Source organism: Pseudomonas oligotrophica (assembly GCF_021726475.1).
Classification (GTDB): Bacteria; Pseudomonadota; Gammaproteobacteria; order Pseudomonadales; family Pseudomonadaceae; genus Stutzerimonas; species Stutzerimonas oligotrophica.
In genome coordinates this window covers 284,471-301,725 of record NZ_JAKJRU010000004.1, presented here as the reverse complement: position 1 = coordinate 301,725, position 17,255 = coordinate 284,471, and the positions used below count along the sequence as shown (strand labels likewise).

The following is a 17,255-nucleotide window of genomic DNA, read 5'->3' as shown; positions in this document are numbered from 1 at the left end:
GCGGGCCTGCCCGAGGGCTGGCGATGAACCTCTCGGCGCCGTTCATCGCGCGCCCGGTGGCGACCATGCTGCTGAGCCTGGCGATCCTCCTGCTCGGCGGGATGAGCTTCACCCTGTTGCCGGTCTCGCCGCTGCCGAACATGGATTTCCCGGTGATCACCGTGCAGGCCAGCCTGCCCGGCGCCAGCCCGGAGATCATGGCCTCCAGCGTGGCGACACCGCTGGAGCGCTCGCTCGGCAGCATCGCCGGGGTCAGCCAGATGACCAGCCGCAGCAGCCAGGGCTCGACGCGCATCATCATCCAGTTCGACCTGAGCCGCGACATCAACGGCGCCGCCCGCGACGTGCAGGCGGCGATCAACGCGGCGCGCAACCTGTTGCCCAGCGGCATGCGCAGCATGCCCACCTACCGCAAGATCAACCCGTCGCAGGCGCCGATCATGGTGCTGTCGCTGACCTCCGAGGTGCTCGACAAGGGCCAGCTGTACGACATCGGCTCGACCATCCTCGCGCAGAAGCTGTCGCAGGTGCCCGGCGTCGGCGAGGTGCAGGTCGGCGGCAGCTCGCTGCCGGCGGTGCGCGTCGAACTGCAGCCGCAGCAGCTGGAGCAGTACGGCGTCTCGCTCGACGACGTGCGCCAGACCATCGCCAACGCCAACGTGCGCCGGCCCAAGGGCATGGTCGAGGATGACCACCGCCACTGGCAGGTCGCCGCCAACGACCAGTTGCACCAGGCCGCCGACTACGCGCCGCTGATCATCCGCTACCAGGACGGCGCCGCGCTGCGCCTGGGCGACGTCGCCCGCGTCAAGGATTCGGTCGAGGACCGCTACAACAGCGGCTTCTTCAACCGCGAGCCGGCGGTGCTGCTGATCGTCAACCGCCAGGCCGGCGCCAATATCATCGAGACCATCGAGGGCATCCGCGCGGAACTGCCGGCGCTGCAGGCGATCCTGCCGGGTAGCGTCGCGCTGGACGTGGCGATGGACCGCTCGCCGGTGATCCGCGCGACCCTGCACGAGGCCGAGCGCACGCTGCTGATCGCCGTGGCGCTGGTGATCCTGCTGGTGTTCCTGTTCCTCGGCAAGCTGCGCACCGCGCTGATTCCGGCGCTGGCGGTGCCGGTGTCGCTGGTCGGCACCTTCGCGGTGATGTACCTGGCCGGCTTCTCGCTCAACACGCTGTCGCTGATGGCGCTGATCCTGGCTGCGGGGCTGGTGGTCGACGACGCCATCGTGGTGCTGGAGAACATCGCCCGCCACATCGACGACGGCGTGCCGCCGCTGCGCGCGGCCTACATCGGCACCCGCGAGGTGGGCTTCACGCTCTTGTCGATGAACGTCTCGCTGGTGGTGGTGTTCGTCTCCATCCTGTTCATGGGCGGGCTGGTGGAGCGCCTGTTCCGCGAGTTCAGCCTGACCCTGGCGGCGGCCATCCTCGTCTCGCTGCTGGTCTCGCTCACGCTCACGCCGATGCTCTGCGCGCGCTGGCTCAAGCGCCACGACCCGCAGCACGACAGCGGCCTGCACCGCTGGAGCCACCGGCTGCACGAGCGGCTGGTCGGCTGGTACGACCGTTCGCTGGCCTGGGCGCTGCGCCACCGGCGCATCACGCTGCTCAGCCTGCTGGCCACCGTCGCGCTGAACGTGGTGCTCTACGTACAGGTGCCCAAGACCTTCCTGCCGCAACAGGACACCGGCCAGCTGACCGGCTTCATCCGTGGCGACGACGGCCTGTCGTTCCAGGTGATGCAGCCGAAGATCGAGGCGTTCCGCAAGGCGCTGCTGGCCGACCCGGCGGTGGAAAGCGTGGCCGGCTTCATCGGCGGGCAGGGCGGCATCAATAACGCCTTCATGGTCGTGCGCCTGAAACCGGTGGCCGAGCGCGGGATTTCCGCCCAGCAAGTCATCGAGCGCATTCGCAAGAACCAGCCGAAGGTGCCCGGCGGGCGCATGTTCCTCATGGCCGACCAGGACCTGCAGTTCGGTGGCGGCCGGCAGAGCAGCTCGGCCTACGCCTACACGCTGCTGGCCGGCGACCTCGAGGAGCTGCGCACCTGGACGCCGCGGGTGATCGCCGCGCTCAAGGCGCTGCCGGAGCTGACCAGCATCGACGCCAACGACGGCGAGGGCGCCCAGCAGATCACCCTGGTGGTCGACCGCGACGCCGCCAAGCGCCTGGGCATCGACATGAGCACCGTGACCACGCTGCTGAACAACGCCTTCAGCCAGCGGCAGATCTCCACCATCTACGAGTCGCTGAACCAGTACCGCGTGGTGATGGAGCTCGACCCGAGCTACGCCCAGCATCCGGAGGTGCTCGACCAGGTCCATGTGATCACCGAGGACGGCCAGCGCGTGCCGCTGTCGGCCTTCGCCCGCTACGAGCGCAGCCTGGAAGAGGACCGCGTGCAGCACGACGGCCAGTTCGCCGCCGAGAACATCGACTTCGACCTGGCCGAGGGCGTCAGCCTCGACCAGGCGACCCTGGCGATCGAGCGTGCGGTCGCCGCCATCGGCCTGCCGAGCGAGGTGCAGGGCCGCCTGGGCGGCACCGGCGACGTGTTCAAGGCGGCCCAGGAAAGCCAGCCCCTGATGATTCTCGGCGCGCTGCTGCTGGTCTACATCGTGCTCGGCATCCTCTACGAGAGCTACATCCACCCGCTGACCATCCTCTCGACGCTGCCCTCGGCCGGGGTCGGCGCGCTGCTGGCGATCATCCTCACCGGCGACCAGTTCAGCCTGATCTCGCTGCTCGGGCTGTTCCTGCTGATCGGCGTGGTGAAGAAGAACGCCATCCTGATGATCGACCTGGCGCTGCAGTTCGAGCGCACCGACGGCCTGGCGCCGGCCGACTCGATCCACCGCGCCTGCCTGCTGCGCTTCCGACCGATCCTGATGACCACCATGGCGGCGATCCTCGGTGCCGTGCCGCTCTTGATCGGCGGCACCGAGGGCGCGGAAATGCGCCGGCCGCTGGGCCTGGCGATCATCGGCGGCCTGGTGCTCAGCCAGCTGCTCACGCTCTACACCACGCCGGTGGTCTACCTCTACCTGGACCGCCTGCGGCACCGCTTCAACCAATGGCGCGGGATACGCACCGACGCCGCCCTGGACAATGCGCTATGACCGTCTTCGCTCGAACCTTCCACCTGCGCCCGCTGGCCGTCCTCGCCATGGGCCTGGCGCTCGGCGCCTGTACCCTCGGCCCCGACTACCAGCGCCCGGACCTGCCGCTGGGCAGCGAATTCAGGCAGGCCGAGGGCTGGAAGAACGCGACACCGGCCGACCTGCTCGAGCGCGGGCCCTGGTGGACGCTCTACGGCGATGCCGAGCTGGACGCCCTGGTGGCGCGGCTGAACCGCTCCAACCAGGACCTGGCCGCGGCCGAAGCGCAGTACCGCCAGGCACGGGCCCTGGTGCGCAGCGCGCGCTCGCAGTTGTTCCCGACGCTTTCGGGCAGCGCCTCCGGTACCCGTACGGGGCAGGGCAGTGGCGTGCAGGGCAGCAGCGGCACGAGCGGTGTCGGCGAGAGCTACCAGTTGGGGCTCGACGCGACCTGGGAGGTCGATCTCTGGGGCCGCCTGCGGCGCAACCTCGAGGCCAGCCGCGCCGACATGCAGGCCAGCGCCGCCGACCTGGCCGCGGTGCGCCTGAGCCTGCAGGCCGAACTGGTGCAGACCTACCTGCAACTGCGGGTGATGGACGCCCAGCAGCGCCTGCTCGAACAGACCGTCGAGGCCTACGCGCGCTCGCTGCGCCTGACGGAGAACCAGTACCGCGCCGGCATCGTGCCCAAGTCCGACGTGGCCCAGGCGCGCACCCAGCTCAAGCAGACCCAGGCCGAGGCCATCGACCTGAAGTGGCAACGTGCGCAGCTCGAACATGCCATCGCCGTGCTGGTCGGCGTGCCACCCAGCGAGCTGCAGCTGGCCGGCCGCGACGGCGTACCACGGCTGCCGGCGCTGCCGATGGCCCTGCCGTCGCAGCTGCTCGAACGCCGTCCGGACATCGCCGCGTCCGAGCGCAGCGTGATGGCCGCCAACGCCGCGATCGGTATTGCCCGCACCGCCTGGTTCCCGGAGCTGACGCTCTCGGCTTCCGGCGGCTACCGCAACAGTGTGTTCAGCAACCTGATCGAGGTGCCCAACCGCTTCTGGTCCTTAGGCCCGCAACTGGCGGTCACCCTGCTGGATTTCGGCGGCCGCCGCGCCGAGGTGGAGCGCGCCGAGGCCGCCTACGACCAGACCGTGGCCAGCTACCGGCAGACGGTGCTCGAAAGCCTGCGCGAGGTGGAGGATGCGCTGGTGCAGCTGCGCGTGCTGGGCGAGGAAGCCGAGGTGCAGCGCGAGGCGCTGGAGTCGGCGCAGGAATCGCTGCGGCTGATCGAAAACCAGTACCGCGCCGGCACCGTCGACTACCTGAGCGTGGCGACCGTGCAGACCACCGCGCTGAACAACGAAAGGACCAACCTGGGGCTGCTGGGCGACCGGTTGCTGGCCAGCGTGCAGCTGATCGCGGCACTCGGCGGTGGCTGGGACAGCAGCCTGCTGCAAGGCGAGCCGCCGCTCGCCACCGACCGGTAAAGCCAGGCGCGGCAGGCACCGCGCCTGGCGTGCCGCTCAGCGGGACTTGCGATTGACCGCCTCGGCGGCCTTGATGACGTCGGCGCCGATGGCCGGCTCGAACTGCCGCCACACCGGGCGCATCTGCTCGCGCCAGGCCTGCCGTTCCTCGTCGGTAAGGGCGATGATCTGCGTGGTGCCGGCCTGGCGGATGCGCTCGCGATCGGCCTGGTTCAGCTGCTCAGCTTCCTTGTTCACCGTGTAGCTGACCTCGTCGAGGATCGCCTCGAGTTCGAAGCGGACCTTGTGCGGCATGCCCATCCAGAAGCGCGTGTTGGTCACCACCATGTAGTCCAGCACGCCGTGGTTGGTCTCGGTGATGTAGGGCTGCACCGTGTGCATCTTCTTGCTGTAGATGTTCGACCAGGGGTTCTCCGCACCCTGCACGGTGCCGCTCTTCAGCGCGCCGTAGACTTCGGCGAACGGCAGCTTGCGGGCGCCCGCGCCGAGGGCGTCGAACTGCGCCTGCAGCACTGCCGAGGGCTGGATGCGGAAGTCCAGGCCGCGGGCATCGCCCGGGATGCGCAGCGGACGGGTTGCCGACAGCTGCTTCATGCCGTTGTGCCAGTAGGCCAGGCCGGTGATGTTGTGCGCCTCCATCGAGCGCAGCAACTGGCGGCCCTTGGCACGCTTCTGGAAACGGTTCACCGCGTCGATGTCGTCGAACAGGAACGGCAGATCGAACACCTGGACCTGCTTGGTGTACTGCTCGAACTTGGCCAGCGACGGTGCCAGCAGCTGCACCTTGTCCTCACGCAACGCCTCGAGCTCATCCGCGTCGCCGTAAAGCGAGGAGTTCGGATAGACCTCGACGCTCACCTGGCCCGGCAGGCGTTCTTCGGCCAATCGCTTGAACAGCAGCGCCCCCTTGCCCTTGGGCGTGTCCTCGGCGACCACGTGGGAAAACTTGATGACGATGGGCTCCGCCTGGGCAAACGCGCTGGCAACGGCCAGCACGAGCCCGGCAAGGGTAATGATCGGCTTCATGAAAGACTCTTTTCTTCTGGTTGGTTGGCAGCGCATCGCGCGGACCAGGGCCTGCGGACGCTTTCGGACTTTCAACCGCTTCTTATGCCAAAGACGGATGACAACCGAAAGCGCCCAGGGCCACCAACCGGAAGGGACCTGCACCAGATCACAGTTTGGCCGGCGCGGGGCTCAGCTCTGCCAGCCGCCCCCCAGCGCCTTGTACAGCGCGACGATGCCGCGGTAGACCTCGACCTCCGCCTGCGCCTGGGCGTCTTCGGCAGCCAGGCGCTCGCGCTCGGCGTCGAGCAGCACGAGAAAATCCTCGCTGCCCTCGCGATAGCGGATGCGCGCCTGCTCGGCTGCGGCACGGCTGGCTTCGGACTGGCGCAGCTGTGCCAGCAGGCGCTGCTGCGCATGGCCGTAGTCGCTGAAGGCGTTCTGCGACTCCTCCAGTGCCAGCAGCACCTGCTGCTCGTAGGCCGCCAGAGCCCCCTCGGCCTCGGCCTCGGCGCCCCGCAGGCGGGCGCGTACGCTGCCCAGGTCAAACGCCGCCCAGCTGATGCCCGGGGCCACGCTCCACGCCTCGGCTGCGCTGGAACCGAGCTGCGAGCCGCGCCCGGCGATGAAACCGAGAAATCCGGACAGGCTCACTCGCGGGAACAGATCGGCTGTGGCTACGCCGACATTGGCGGTCGCCGCCGCCAGCTGACGTTCGGCCGCACGGATGTCCGGACGCCGGCGCAGCAGCTCACCGGGATCGCCAATCGGTAGCGACTTGGCGATTGCCGGCAGCTCGCGGGGCGAGAGGTCGACGCTGAGCTGATCGGCGCGCTGGCCGAGCAGCGTGGCGATGCGATTGCGCGCACGCGCCTGCTGGGCCTGCAACTGCGGCAGCGTCGCCTCGGTCGCGGCCAGGCGCGCATCGGCGCGCAGCACGTCGAGGTCGCTGCCCAGGCCGCCGTCGCGCAGCTGTACCGTCAGCTCGCGCGAGCGGCGCTGGTTGTCCAGGTTGGCGCGGGCGATGCGCTCGCGTAGCTGGGCGCCGCGCAGCTGGCCGTAGGCATCGACCAGCTCGGCGATCAGGCTGACCTGCAACTGCTGCAGGTCGGCCTCGGCCGCCTCGGCCTGCGCCTCGCTGGCCTCCAGCCGGCGCTGGATGCGGCCAAACAGGTCCAGCTCCCAGGCCATGTCCAGCCCCAGGTCGTAGCGTTCGATGTCAACCCGCCGATCACCAAAACCCGGCTGCTGCGCCTTGCCGATTTCGGCACCCGCGCCTGCCGTGACCGTCGGGAAACGGTCATTGGCCGCGTCGTCGCGGATCGCCCGGGCGCTGCCCAGGCGGGCAAAGGCGATACGTAGCTCGCGGTTCTCCGCCAGCGCATGGGCCACCAGGCGGTCCAGGGTGGGGTCCTCGAATTGCTGCCACCAGGCGCCCTCGAAGCGCGCACGGTCGAAGCCGGCCGCGGCAGCCCGCTCGATGCGTGCCGGCTCCGGCTGCGGCGCGCGGTAGTCCGGGCCGACCGCGCAACCGGCGATGGTCAGAGCGAGCAGGGAAAGGGTGAAGAACTTCATGCGCGGGCCTCCTTGAATACCGCTTTGCGCGCTTCACGCTTCTCGACGAAGGCGCGAATCACCAGATAGAACACCGGGGTCAGCAACAGGCCGAAGAACGTGACCCCAAGCATGCCGCTGAACACCGCAACACCCATGGCATGGCGCATCTCGGCACCGGCCCCGCTGGACAGCACCAGCGGCACCACGCCCATGATGAAGGCGAAGCTGGTCATCAGGATCGGCCGCAGACGCAGGCGGCAGGCTTCCAGGGTGGCGGCGAGCCGGTCCATGCCTTCTTCCTGCTTGTCCTTGGCGAACTCGACGATCAGGATCGCGTTCTTGCATGCCAGGCCGACCAGTACGATCAGGCCGATCTGGGTGAAGACGTTGTTGTCGCTGCCGGCCAGGATCACCCCGGTGATGGCCGAGAGCAGCGTCATCGGCACGATCAGGATCACCGCCAGCGGCAGGCTCCAGCTCTCGTACTGCGCGGCCAGCACCAGGAAGGCCAGGAGCACGCAGAGCGGGAAGACGAACACCGCGGTGTTGCCGGCGAGGATCTGCTGGTAGGTCAGCTCGGTCCATTCGTAGGTCATGCCGTTGGGCAGCTCGGCCTGGAGCAGACGTTCCATGGCGGCCTCGGCTTGCCCTGAGCTGTAGCCCGGTGCAGCGGCGCCGTTGATCTCCGCGGTGAGGAAGCCGTTGTAGTGCATCACCCGGTCCGGGCCGGCGCTGTCCGTGACGCTGACGAAGGTCGACAGCGGGACCATCTCGCCGCGGTTGTTGCGCACTTTCAGCTGGCCGATCTGCTCTGGCGCGAGGCGGAACTTCTGGTCGGCCTGGACGTTGACCTGATAGGTGCGGCCGAAGCGGTTGAAGTCGTTGGCATACAGCGAGCCGAGGTAGACCTGCATGGTGTCGAAGATGTCATCGATGGCCACGCCGTGGGTCTTGGCCTTCTCGCGGTCGATATCGGCGTCCACCTGCGGCACATTGACTTGATAGCTGGTGAACAGGCCGGCCAGCTCCGGATAGTCGGCGCTCTTGGCGATGACGTTCTGCACCTGCTTGTACAGCTCCTCATAGCCGAGGTTGCCGCGATCCTGCACCTGCACGCGGAAGCCGCCGATGGTGCCCAGGCCCTGCACAGGTGGCGGCGGGAAGATGGCGATGAAGGCATCCTGGATCTGCGCGAACTGGCCGGTCAGATCTGCCGCGATGGCGTTGGCCGAGAGCGACGGGTCCTTGCGCTCATCGAAGGGCTTGAGCGGGGTGAAGACGATGCCGCTGTTCGGGCTGTTGGTGAAACCGTTGATCGACAGCCCCGGGAAGGCCACGGTGTTCTCCACGCCCGGATGCTTGCCGGCGATTTCCGACATGCGCTTGATCACGTCCTCAGTGCGGTCCAGGGTGGCGGCGTCCGGCAACTGGGCGAAGGCGACCAGATACTGCTTGTCCTGCTGCGGAACGAAGCCGGTCGGGGTACTGGCAAAGCCCATGTACCCCAGGCCCACCAGGCCGACGTAGACCAGCAGTGCCACGGCGCTGCCGCGCAGGATGCGCCGCACCACGCCGACGTAGCCATGACTGGCGCGGTCGAACACGCGGTTGAACGGGCGGAACAGCCAGCCGCCGAGCAGCCGGTCGAGCAGCCGTGAGAATCCGTCCTTCGGCGCATCGTGGGCCTTGAGCAGGGTCGCGGCCAGCGCCGGCGACAGGGTCAGCGAGTTGAACGCCGAGATCACCGTCGAGATCGCGATGGTCAGTGCGAACTGCTGATAGAACTGCCCGGTCAGGCCGGAAATGAAGGCCGTCGGGATGAACACCGCGCAGAGCACCAGGGCGGTGGCGATGATCGGCCCGGTGACTTCCTTCATGGCCTGGCGGGTCGCCTCTACCGGCGACTTGCCGAGGCCGATGTTGCGCTCGACGTTCTCCACCACGACGATGGCGTCATCCACCACGATGCCGATGGCCAGCACCAGGCCGAACAGCGACAGCGCGTTGAGCGAGAAACCGAGCAGGTGCATCACCGCGAAGGTGCCGATCAGCGACACCGGCACGGCGGCCAGCGGAATGATCGAGGCGCGCCAGGTCTGCAGGAACAGGATCACCACCAGCACCACCAGCACGATGGCCTCGAGCAGGGTGTGCACCACCGCCTCGATGGAGCCGCGCACGAAGATGGTCGGGTCGTAGACGATCTCGTAATCCACGCCCTGGGGGAAGCTCTGCTTGAGCTCGGCCATGCGCTCGCGCACCAGGTCCGAGATGGCGATGGCGTTGGAGCCCGGGCGCTGGAATATCGGGATGGCCACCGCCGGCTGGTTGTTCAGCAACGAGCGCAGGGCGTACTGGCTGGAGCCCAGTTCGATGCGGGCGATGTCCTTCAGGCGGGTGATCTCGCCGTCCTCGCCGGCACGCACGATGATGTTCTCGAACTCCTCCTCGTCCACCAGGCGGCCCTGGGTGTTGATCGACAGCTGGAAGTCGGTGGCGCCCGGTGCCGGTGGTGCGCCCAGGGCACCGGCGGCGACCTGACGGTTCTGCTCGCGGATGGCGTTGACCACGTCGGTGGCGGTGAGGTTGCGCTGGGCGACCTTGTTCGGGTCGAGCCAGACGCGCAGGGAATAGTTGCCCAGGCCGAACAGCTGAACGTCGCCCACACCGTCCAGCCGCGCCAGCTCGTCCTTGACGTTGAGCGCCGCGTAGTTGGACAGGTAGAGCATGTCGTAGCGGTTATCCGGCGAGGTCAGGTGCACCACCATGGTCAGGTCGGGGGAGGCCTTGTCCACGGTCACGCCGAGGCGCTGCACCTCGGTGGGCAGGGTCGGCATGGTGCGCGTCACGCGGTTCTGCACCTGCACCTGGGCGTTGTCCAGGTCGGTGCCAAGGGCGAAGGTGATGGTCAGCGTCAGCTTGCCGTCGGCGGTCGCCTGGGACGACATGTAAAGCATGCCCTCGACGCCGGTGATGGCCTGTTCCAGCGGCGAGGCAACGGTTTCGCCGATCACCTTGGGGTTGGCGCCAGGGAAGTTGGCGCGCACCACCACGGTGGGCGGCACCACTTCCGGATATTCGCTGATCGGCAGCTGGAACAGCGAGATGGCGCCGCCGATGAGGATCACCAACGACAGCACGGCGGCGAAAATCGGCCGCTTGATAAAAAATTGCGAGAAATTCATGGCGCACTCCGGGGTAGGGCGCGGCGGGCGCGCCCTGGCGGATCGATCGGATGGGCGCGACTGGCGCGCCGGAGTTCAGGACTGCTGTCGGACGGTCAACTGCTCGGGCGCTGGGCCAGGGTGCGCTCGTCGACCTGCGGCTTCATCGCCTCGCTGATCGCACGGTTCTGCTGCTTCAGCGCCGCCAGCGTCTCGGCGTCGGCCATCGGCACCGACTCGGGCTGCACCGGGCTACCCGGGCGTACGCGCTGCAGGCCGTTGACCACGATGCGCTCGCCCTTGGCCAGGCCATCGCGCACGATGCGCAGCCCTTCGAGCTTGGGCCCGAGCTCGACCGGCCGGTAGGCGACGGTGCCGTCCTCGGCGAGCACCAGGACGAACTTCTTGCCCAGGTCAGTGCCCACTGCCACGTCCTTGATCAGCACGGCGTCGTAGGTCGGGCTGCCGACCAGCTTCAGCCGTGCATACAGGCCGGGGGTGAAGCTGCCGTCACGGTTATCGAACACCGCGCGACCGCGAATGGTGCCGGTACGCGGGTCGACCTGGTTGTCGATGAAATCCATGTGGCCCAGATGCGGGTGGCCGTCCTCGTCCGAGAGGCCGAGATAGACCGGGGTCGCCTCGCCGCGGTCGCCCTGGCGCGCCAACTCGCGGTACTTCAGGTACAGACGTTCGTCCGCTTCGAAGTAGGCGTAGACCTTGTCGGTGGAGACCAGCGTGGTCAGCAGGGCCTCGCCGGCGTTGACCAGGTTGCCGGCCGTGATCAGTGCGCGGCCGGCACGGCCGTCGATCGGCGCCGTCACGCGGGTGAAGGAGAGGTCCAGTTGGGCCTTGTCCAGCTGCGCCTGGATCGCCGCGACCGCGGATTTCGCTTCGCTGGCGGCGCTGACTCGGGCATCGGCGAGTTCGGCGGAAATCGCGTTCTTCTGCCGCAGGCGCTCGCCACGCTCGGCTTCGGCGGCGGTGCGCTGCTGGGTGGCGCGGGCCTGTTGCAGCTGCGCCTGCAAACGCTTGACCTCGGCCTGGAACGGGCGTGGATCGATCTGGAACAGGAGGTCGCCTTTTTTCACCAGCGCGCCTTCCTCGAAAGCCACCTTGTCGATGAAGCCCGAAACGCGCGGGCGGATCTCCACCGACTCTGGTGCCTCCAGCCGCCCGGTGACCTCGTCCCACTCGGTCACCTGCTGCTCGATGACTTCGGCCACGCTGACCGCAGGCGGCGGCGTACCCGACTGGGTGGCCTCCGGAGCCTTGCCGCAGGCGGCGGTGATCAGCACCGTCAGGGCAATAAGGGGAAAACGCAAGGCGTTGAGCGAACGATCCATGCTTGACTCCGCAAGTCGGTTTTTCGATGGCGGAAGTCTGCGCGGTCAGGTCCGCAGGCAGAAATCGAACGAGCCGAAGGTGAATATCACTGGCGATGATGTTTGCGCATCGATCATCAGCAGCAGGCAATAACGGTAGGGGAGGAAAACGACCGCCAGGTGTTTTTCGCCGAATCGCGGCATCGATCGGCTGCGTCGGCTGGCAGCCGGTGATGCGTTAGCAATCGGCAGTGACGTCGAGAAAGGCGTGACGGAGTGCAGGGGCGGGGAGACGCGTGGAAAAGGCTGCGCCGTTTTCCACCTTACAGGCTGTCCGGGTCGCCGACGAACATCTGGATGCGCGAGCGCAGCCAGCGCTCGGCGGGGTCGTTGTCCTGGGCGCCGCGCCAGGCCATGGACAGCTGGAAGTCCTGGCTGGTCTCGAACGGCAGCGGCTCGGCGCGCAGGCCGCCATGGGCCACCAGCGCGGCGGCGGCGTAGTCGGGCACGGTGGCGATGATGTCGGTGCCGGCGAGCAGCGACGACAGCCCGTTGAACTGCGGCACCGCCAGCACCACCCGGCGCTTGCAGCCATGCCGGGCCAGCTCCTCGTCGATGTAGCCGGTCAGGTCGCCGGCGAAGGAGACCATCGCGTGCGGGCGTGCGCAGTAGTCGTCGAAGCTGAGCGGGCCGGGGATGCTGTCGGCGCGCAGCAGCATCGGCCGCGGCCGGCGCAAGACCTTGCGCTTGGCGTTGGCCGGCAGCTCCTCGGTGTAGCAGACGCCCACCGAGATCTCGCCGGAGGCCAGCAGCCCGGGCATCAGCAGGTAGTTGGCGCGGCGCACCACCAGCACCACCCCCGGCGCCTCCGCGCGCAGGCGGCGCAGCAGCGGCGGCAGCAGGGCGAACTCCACTTCATCGGTCAGGCCGATGCGAAACACCTGGCTGCTGGTCGCCGGGTCGAAGGTCGAGGCGCGGCTGACCGCGGTGGAGATCGAGTCCAGCGCCGGCGACAGCAGCTGGGCGATCTCCTGGGCGCGGGCGGTGGGTTCCATGCTGCGCCCGGTGCGCACGAACAACGGATCGTCGAACAGCGCTCGCAAGCGCCCCAGGGCAGCGCTGATCGCCGGCTGGCCGAGAAACAGCTTTTCCGCCGCGCGCGTGACGCTGCGCTCGTGCATCAGCGTTTCGAAGACGATCAGCAGATTGAGGTCGACGCGACGCAGATCGTTGCGATTCATGCCTGTTCACTCATGGGCATCCTGCTCTCGGCCAAGGGGTTCGGTCCGTGTGCCTGCAGGCTAGGGCGGCTGGGAAGAGGAGACAGCATTCCAGCGGGCCGGGTCAATCGGCTTCGACGGGCGATACAGCCTAGCGCCTTGCGGGCTCTGCGGCAGCCCCGTTTCGCGCTTTCGAACTCGTGGCCGGCGGCCATACATACGCCGTTCCATCATTGCGCGGCATGGAAACTATCAATGGAAAGACGGGGCGCTGGCTGGAGTTGTGACGATACTGGCGATAGAGTCCGCAGGCAAAGCAGTAGCAAGGCGAGGGGTCGCGATGTCCCGCATCATCCGTTTCCACCAGTTCGGTCCGGCCGAGGTTTTGCGTCTCGAAGAACGGCCGGTGCCGGTGCCGGGGCCGGGCGAGGTGCTGATCGGCGTGCGCGCCGTCGGCGTGAGCTGGAACGACGTACTCTGGCGCCAGGACCTGGCGCCGCGCCATGCGCGCCTGCCCGCCGGGCTCGGCAGCGAGGTGGCGGGCGAGGTGCTGGCGCTGGGCGAGGGCGTGCAGGGCTTCGGCGTCGGCGACCGGGTCGCCAGTTTCCCCGCCCATGACCTCAACCAGTACCCGCTCTACGCCGAGCATGCGCTGCTGCCGCAACAGGCCCTGGTGCACTGCCCGGACATGCTGTCGGCCATCGAGGCGGCCATCCACTACACGCCGATGCTGGTCAGCTACTTCGCGCTGGTCGACCTCGCCCAGCTCGAACCCGGCCAGCATGTGCTGATCAACCAGGCCGCGCATTGCACCGGCCCGGCCGCCGTGCAGCTGACCCGTGCCCTGGGCGGCCGGGTGATCGCCACCTGCGATACCGCCGCCGACCGCGACTACCTGCGCGAACTGGGCGCCGAGACGGTGATCGTCACCGAGGAGGAAGACCTGGTCGGGCGCCTGCAGAGGATCACCGAAGGCCGCGGCGTGGAGGTGGTGCTGGACGCCTGCGGCGGCTCACAGATGAAGCTGCTCGGCGATGTCATCGCGCCGCGCGGCAAGCTGATCCTCTACGGCATGAACGGCGGCAACGAGACGGCGCTGCCGGTCTGCGCGGCCTTCAAGAAGAACTTCAAGTTCTTCCTGCACTGCCTGTGCGACTTCACCGGCTTGCCGGAGCTGGGCATCCAGCAGAACCGCGAGGCAGTGGAGCGCGCGCTGCAGCACATCAACCAGCTGACCGTCGACCGCCTGATCCGGCCCCAGGTCGACCGGCAATTCCGCTTCGACGAAGCCGTCGAGGCGCATCGCTACGTCGAGAGCGGCATCCCTCGCGGCCGCGTGGTGCTGAGCCTCGCCTGAGCGGCCCTCTCATCGCGCCATAGAAACTTTTCCCGCGCCGTTCCAGTCCTCCGAACAAGGCTTTACCCACCTTGATGGAGGACCCCCGCATGGCCGAGAACCAGACCCTGCCACCGCAACAGCAACCCGAGCCCGGCAAGGAAGGCCTGATGAATCCGCGCCCGGAATACCGCGGCGAGGACTACCAGGCCGCCGGCAAACTCGCCGGCAAGGTCGCCATCATCACCGGTGGCGACAGCGGCATCGGCCGCTCGGTGGCGGTGCTGTTCGCCCGCGAAGGCGCCGACGTGGCCATCCTCTACCTCGACCAGCACCAGGATGCCGAGCAGACGCGCAAGGATGTCGAGCAACACGGCCGGCGCTGCCTGACCTTCGCCGGCGACGTGGCCGACCGCGATGTCTGCCGCAAGGTCGTCGACGAGACGCTGGCGCAGTTCGGCAAGCTGGACATCCTGGTCAACAACGCCGCCGAGCAACATCCGCGCGAGCGCTTCGAGGACATTCCGCCGGAGCAGTGGGAGAAGACCTTCCGCACCAACGTGTTCGGCATGTTCCAGCTGACCCAGACCGCCTTGCCGCACCTCAAGGAAGGCGCCTCGATCATCAACACCACCTCGGTGACGGCCTACAAGGGCAACCCGATGCTGATCGACTACTCCTCGACCAAGGGCGCCATCGTCGGTTTCACCCGGGCGCTGGCCATGCACCTGGCCGAGCGCGGCATCCGCGTCAACGGGGTGGCGCCGGGGCCGATCTGGACACCGCTGATTCCCTCGACCTTCGATGCGGACAAGGTCGCCGAATTCGGCGCCAACGTGCCGATGAAGCGCCCCGGCCAGCCGGAGGAGGTCGCGCCGGCCTATGTCTACCTGGCCAGCAGCGATTCGTCCTACGTCAGTGGCCAGGTGCTGCACGTCAACGGCGGCACGGTGGTCAACGGCTGAGCAGAGGTGCGCCGGGCCCAGGGGCCGGCGCACGAGAGAGGAGAACGGCTATGCCTCGCACGATCTGGAAGGGTGCGGTCAGTTTCGGCCTGGTGCACATTCCCGTGGCGCTGGTGCCGGCCACCACCCGCACGGGCATCGACTTCGACTGGCTGGACAAGCGCAGCATGGACCGCGTCGGCTACAAGCGGATCAACAAGACCACCGGCGAGGACATCGACAGCGACGACATCGTCAAGGGCGTGGAGTACGAGAAGGGCCACTACGTCGTCATCAGCGACGAGGAGATCAAGGCCGCGCACCCCAAGGCCACGCAAACGGTGGACATCGTCGCCTTCGTCGATGCCAGGGACATCTCCTTTCTCTACATCGACACGCCGTACTACCTGACGCCCGACCGGCGCGGGGAGAAGGTCTACGCGCTCTTGCGCGAGACGCTGATCCAGACCGGCAAGGTCGGCATCGCCAACGTGGTGCTGCGCAACAAGCAGCACCTGGCAGTGGTGATGCCGCTCGGCAAGGCGCTGGTGATGAACACGCTGCGCTGGGCAGAGGAGGTGCGCGGCGTCGAGTACCTGGAGTTGAAGGACGAAGCGCTCGAGCCGGACCTCGCCGAGCGAGAGCTGGACATGGCCAAGCGGCTGGTCGAGGACATGACCGAGAAGTGGAAGCCGGAGCAGTACAAGGACACCTTCCAGGACCAGATCATGGACCTGGTGGAGAAGAAGGCCCGCGAAGGCAAGCTCGAAGCGGTCGGCGGGCCGGAGGAGGCCGTGGACCGGCGCGGCGCGGACGTCATCGACCTCACCGAGCTGCTCAAGCGCAGCCTGGCGGCCAAGCCCGGCAAACGCGCGGCGAGCGAGGACGACGAGGCCGAGGCCACCACCAGCACGCGCAAGCCGGCGGCCAAGAAAGCAGCCGCCAAGCCCGACGCCAAGGCAACCACGCGGGCGCGCAAGACCGCGGACGAACCGCGCAAGGGCGCGCCGCGCAAGAAGGCGAGCTGAGCCTAGGGAGGCGCCATGCCCACAGCGCGCAAAGAGGCTGCCCGGCCGCTGGTCGGCGGGGTGGGCATCAGCAGCCCGCGGCGGGTCATCGATCCGGCCAGCGGCACCACCAAACTGGCGCTGGCCGAGTACTACCTGGCGGTGGCCGACTGGCTGGTGCCGCAGCTGGCGGGGCGACCGCTGTCCATCGTCCGTGCTCCCGAGGGCCTGCAGGGCGAGAGTTTCTTCCAGCGCCACTGCGGGCGGCTGAAGATGCCGCACATGCGCGCGCTGCCGAAGAACCTCGACCCGGAGCACGCCCGGCTGATCCAGGCAGACAGCATCACCGCGGTCATCGAGGCGGTGCAGATGGGCACCCTCGAATTTCACACCTGGAACGCCCGCAGCGACCGCATCGAGCGGCCGGACCGGGTGATCTTCGACCTCGATCCCGACCCGGCACTGCCCTGGGCGCGGATGGTCGAGGCCACCGAGCTGACCCTGGCGCTGCTCGACGAACTCGGCCTGCGCGCCTTCCTCAAGACCAGCGGCGGGCGCGGCATGCACCTGGTGGTGCCGCTGGACCGGTATTCCGACTGGGACTGCGTACGCAGTTTCGCCCAGGCCGTAGCCCAGCGGCTCAGCCGCGAGCAGCCCGCGCGGATCGCCAGCAAGATGGGCGCGCAGAACCGCGTCGGACGGATCTTCGTCGATTACCTGCGCAACCAGCGCGGCGCCAGCACCGTGGCGGCCTACTCGGTACGCGCACGGCCCGGTCTCGGCGTGTCGCTGCCGGTGGGCCTGGCGGAGGTGCGGCAGCTGGAAGGCGCCGATCAGTGGCGGCTGGACAACGTCAGGGACTACCTGAAAGCGCGCAGCACCGATCCCTGGGCCGACTACGCCAGCACGCGCCAGCGACTGGGGCGGGAACTGCTCGAGCGATTGCGCGAAGGCGGGTAGGCGGCCCTCTGGGCGATGTTGTGGGCGGGGCGTTTCGATGGGGGCGATTCGCGGTCGAGACCGCTCCCACAAGCAAGGGCACCCGGTTCTCCAGCCGATGACTCGCGCCCGCGCTGGCTGGCGCGCTGGCGCGCTGGCGCGCGGGAAGCATC

General features: G+C 68.2%; 11 protein-coding genes. 6 read left to right on the top strand and 5 right to left on the bottom strand.

Translation table 11 applies throughout. The annotated features are described in order from the left end of the window. The first annotated feature begins 23 nt into the window (after positions 1-23). Positions 24-3,128 (top strand): efflux RND transporter permease subunit, encoded by a 3,105-nt coding sequence (locus tag L3N39_RS10675; RefSeq protein ID WP_237257310.1) that lies wholly within the window; start codon positions 24-26, stop codon positions 3,126-3,128. Further along, the gene (locus tag L3N39_RS10670) at positions 3,125-4,585 is read left to right on the top strand and encodes an efflux transporter outer membrane subunit (RefSeq protein ID WP_237257309.1); all 1,461 of its coding nucleotides are present in this window, start codon (positions 3,125-3,127) and stop codon (positions 4,583-4,585) included. Before L3N39_RS10675 ends, L3N39_RS10670 begins: the two co-directional genes overlap by 4 nt. Positions 4,586-4,621: 36 nt before the next feature. On the opposite strand, the gene L3N39_RS10665 is transcribed toward L3N39_RS10670, so the two are convergent. The 5 genes from L3N39_RS10665 to L3N39_RS10645 all read right to left on the bottom strand — a co-directional run bounded on the left by L3N39_RS10665 (position 4,622) and on the right by L3N39_RS10645 (position 12,877). Continuing rightward, positions 4,622-5,611 carry a TRAP transporter substrate-binding protein gene (locus L3N39_RS10665; protein WP_237257308.1) on the bottom strand — a complete coding sequence of 330 codons (990 nt, stop codon included), beginning with the start codon at positions 5,609-5,611 and terminating at the stop codon, positions 4,622-4,624. Positions 5,612-5,782: 171 nt separating this feature from the next. Beyond that, positions 5,783-7,165, bottom strand: a complete 1,383-nt coding sequence (locus tag L3N39_RS10660; protein ID WP_237257307.1) for an efflux transporter outer membrane subunit — start codon at positions 7,163-7,165, stop codon at positions 5,783-5,785. Further along, positions 7,162-10,332 (bottom strand): efflux RND transporter permease subunit, encoded by a 3,171-nt coding sequence (locus tag L3N39_RS10655; protein ID WP_237257306.1) that lies wholly within the window; start codon positions 10,330-10,332, stop codon positions 7,162-7,164. The genes L3N39_RS10660 and L3N39_RS10655 overlap by 4 nt, the downstream gene beginning before the upstream one ends. A gap of 95 nt (positions 10,333-10,427) precedes the next feature. Continuing rightward, a complete protein-coding gene (gene mexE / locus L3N39_RS10650) occupies positions 10,428-11,657 on the bottom strand; it encodes a multidrug efflux RND transporter periplasmic adaptor subunit MexE (protein ID WP_237257305.1) in 1,230 nt (409 codons plus the stop codon). Between the two features lie 302 nt (positions 11,658-11,959). Next, complete coding sequence (locus L3N39_RS10645; RefSeq protein WP_237257304.1) at positions 11,960-12,877, bottom strand: LysR family transcriptional regulator; 918 nt, start codon at positions 12,875-12,877, stop codon at positions 11,960-11,962. Between the two features lie 319 nt (positions 12,878-13,196). On the opposite strand from L3N39_RS10645, the gene L3N39_RS10640 reads away from it, so the two are divergent. The 4 genes from L3N39_RS10640 (at position 13,197) to ligD (ending at position 17,103) form a co-directional block, all read left to right on the top strand. Then, positions 13,197-14,213, top strand: a complete 1,017-nt coding sequence (locus L3N39_RS10640) for a zinc-dependent alcohol dehydrogenase family protein (RefSeq protein ID WP_237257303.1) — start codon at positions 13,197-13,199, stop codon at positions 14,211-14,213. 89 nt (positions 14,214-14,302) lie between these two features. Continuing rightward, positions 14,303-15,157, top strand: coding sequence for an SDR family oxidoreductase (locus tag L3N39_RS10635; protein WP_237257302.1), 855 nt, complete (start codon positions 14,303-14,305; stop codon positions 15,155-15,157). Between the two features lie 50 nt (positions 15,158-15,207). Beyond that, the gene (locus L3N39_RS10630) at positions 15,208-16,164 is read left to right on the top strand and encodes a non-homologous end joining protein Ku (RefSeq protein WP_237257301.1); all 957 of its coding nucleotides are present in this window, start codon (positions 15,208-15,210) and stop codon (positions 16,162-16,164) included. A 15-nt stretch (positions 16,165-16,179) separates the two neighbouring features. After that, positions 16,180-17,103, top strand: coding sequence for a non-homologous end-joining DNA ligase (gene ligD, locus L3N39_RS10625; protein ID WP_237257300.1), 924 nt, complete (start codon positions 16,180-16,182; stop codon positions 17,101-17,103). Positions 17,104-17,255: the final 152 nt, after the last annotated feature.

Bases quoted from the DNA above. Each gene is read 5' to 3' on its own strand.
- L3N39_RS10675 (WP_237257310.1), top strand. From the start codon at position 24: ATGAACCTCTCGGCGCCGTTCATCGCGCGCCCGGTGGCGACCATGCTG.
- L3N39_RS10670 (WP_237257309.1), top strand. From the start codon at position 3,125: ATGACCGTCTTCGCTCGAACCTTCCACCTGCGCCCGCTGGCCGTCCTC.
- L3N39_RS10665 (WP_237257308.1), bottom strand. From the start codon at position 5,611: ATGAAGCCGATCATTACCCTTGCCGGGCTCGTGCTGGCCGTTGCCAGC.
- L3N39_RS10660 (WP_237257307.1), bottom strand. From the start codon at position 7,165: ATGAAGTTCTTCACCCTTTCCCTGCTCGCTCTGACCATCGCCGGTTGC.
- L3N39_RS10655 (WP_237257306.1), bottom strand. From the start codon at position 10,332: ATGAATTTCTCGCAATTTTTTATCAAGCGGCCGATTTTCGCCGCCGTG.
- mexE (WP_237257305.1), bottom strand. From the start codon at position 11,657: ATGGATCGTTCGCTCAACGCCTTGCGTTTTCCCCTTATTGCCCTGACG.
- L3N39_RS10645 (WP_237257304.1), bottom strand. From the start codon at position 12,877: ATGAATCGCAACGATCTGCGTCGCGTCGACCTCAATCTGCTGATCGTC.
- L3N39_RS10640 (WP_237257303.1), top strand. From the start codon at position 13,197: ATGTCCCGCATCATCCGTTTCCACCAGTTCGGTCCGGCCGAGGTTTTG.
- L3N39_RS10635 (WP_237257302.1), top strand. From the start codon at position 14,303: ATGGCCGAGAACCAGACCCTGCCACCGCAACAGCAACCCGAGCCCGGC.
- L3N39_RS10630 (WP_237257301.1), top strand. From the start codon at position 15,208: ATGCCTCGCACGATCTGGAAGGGTGCGGTCAGTTTCGGCCTGGTGCAC.
- ligD (WP_237257300.1), top strand. From the start codon at position 16,180: ATGCCCACAGCGCGCAAAGAGGCTGCCCGGCCGCTGGTCGGCGGGGTG.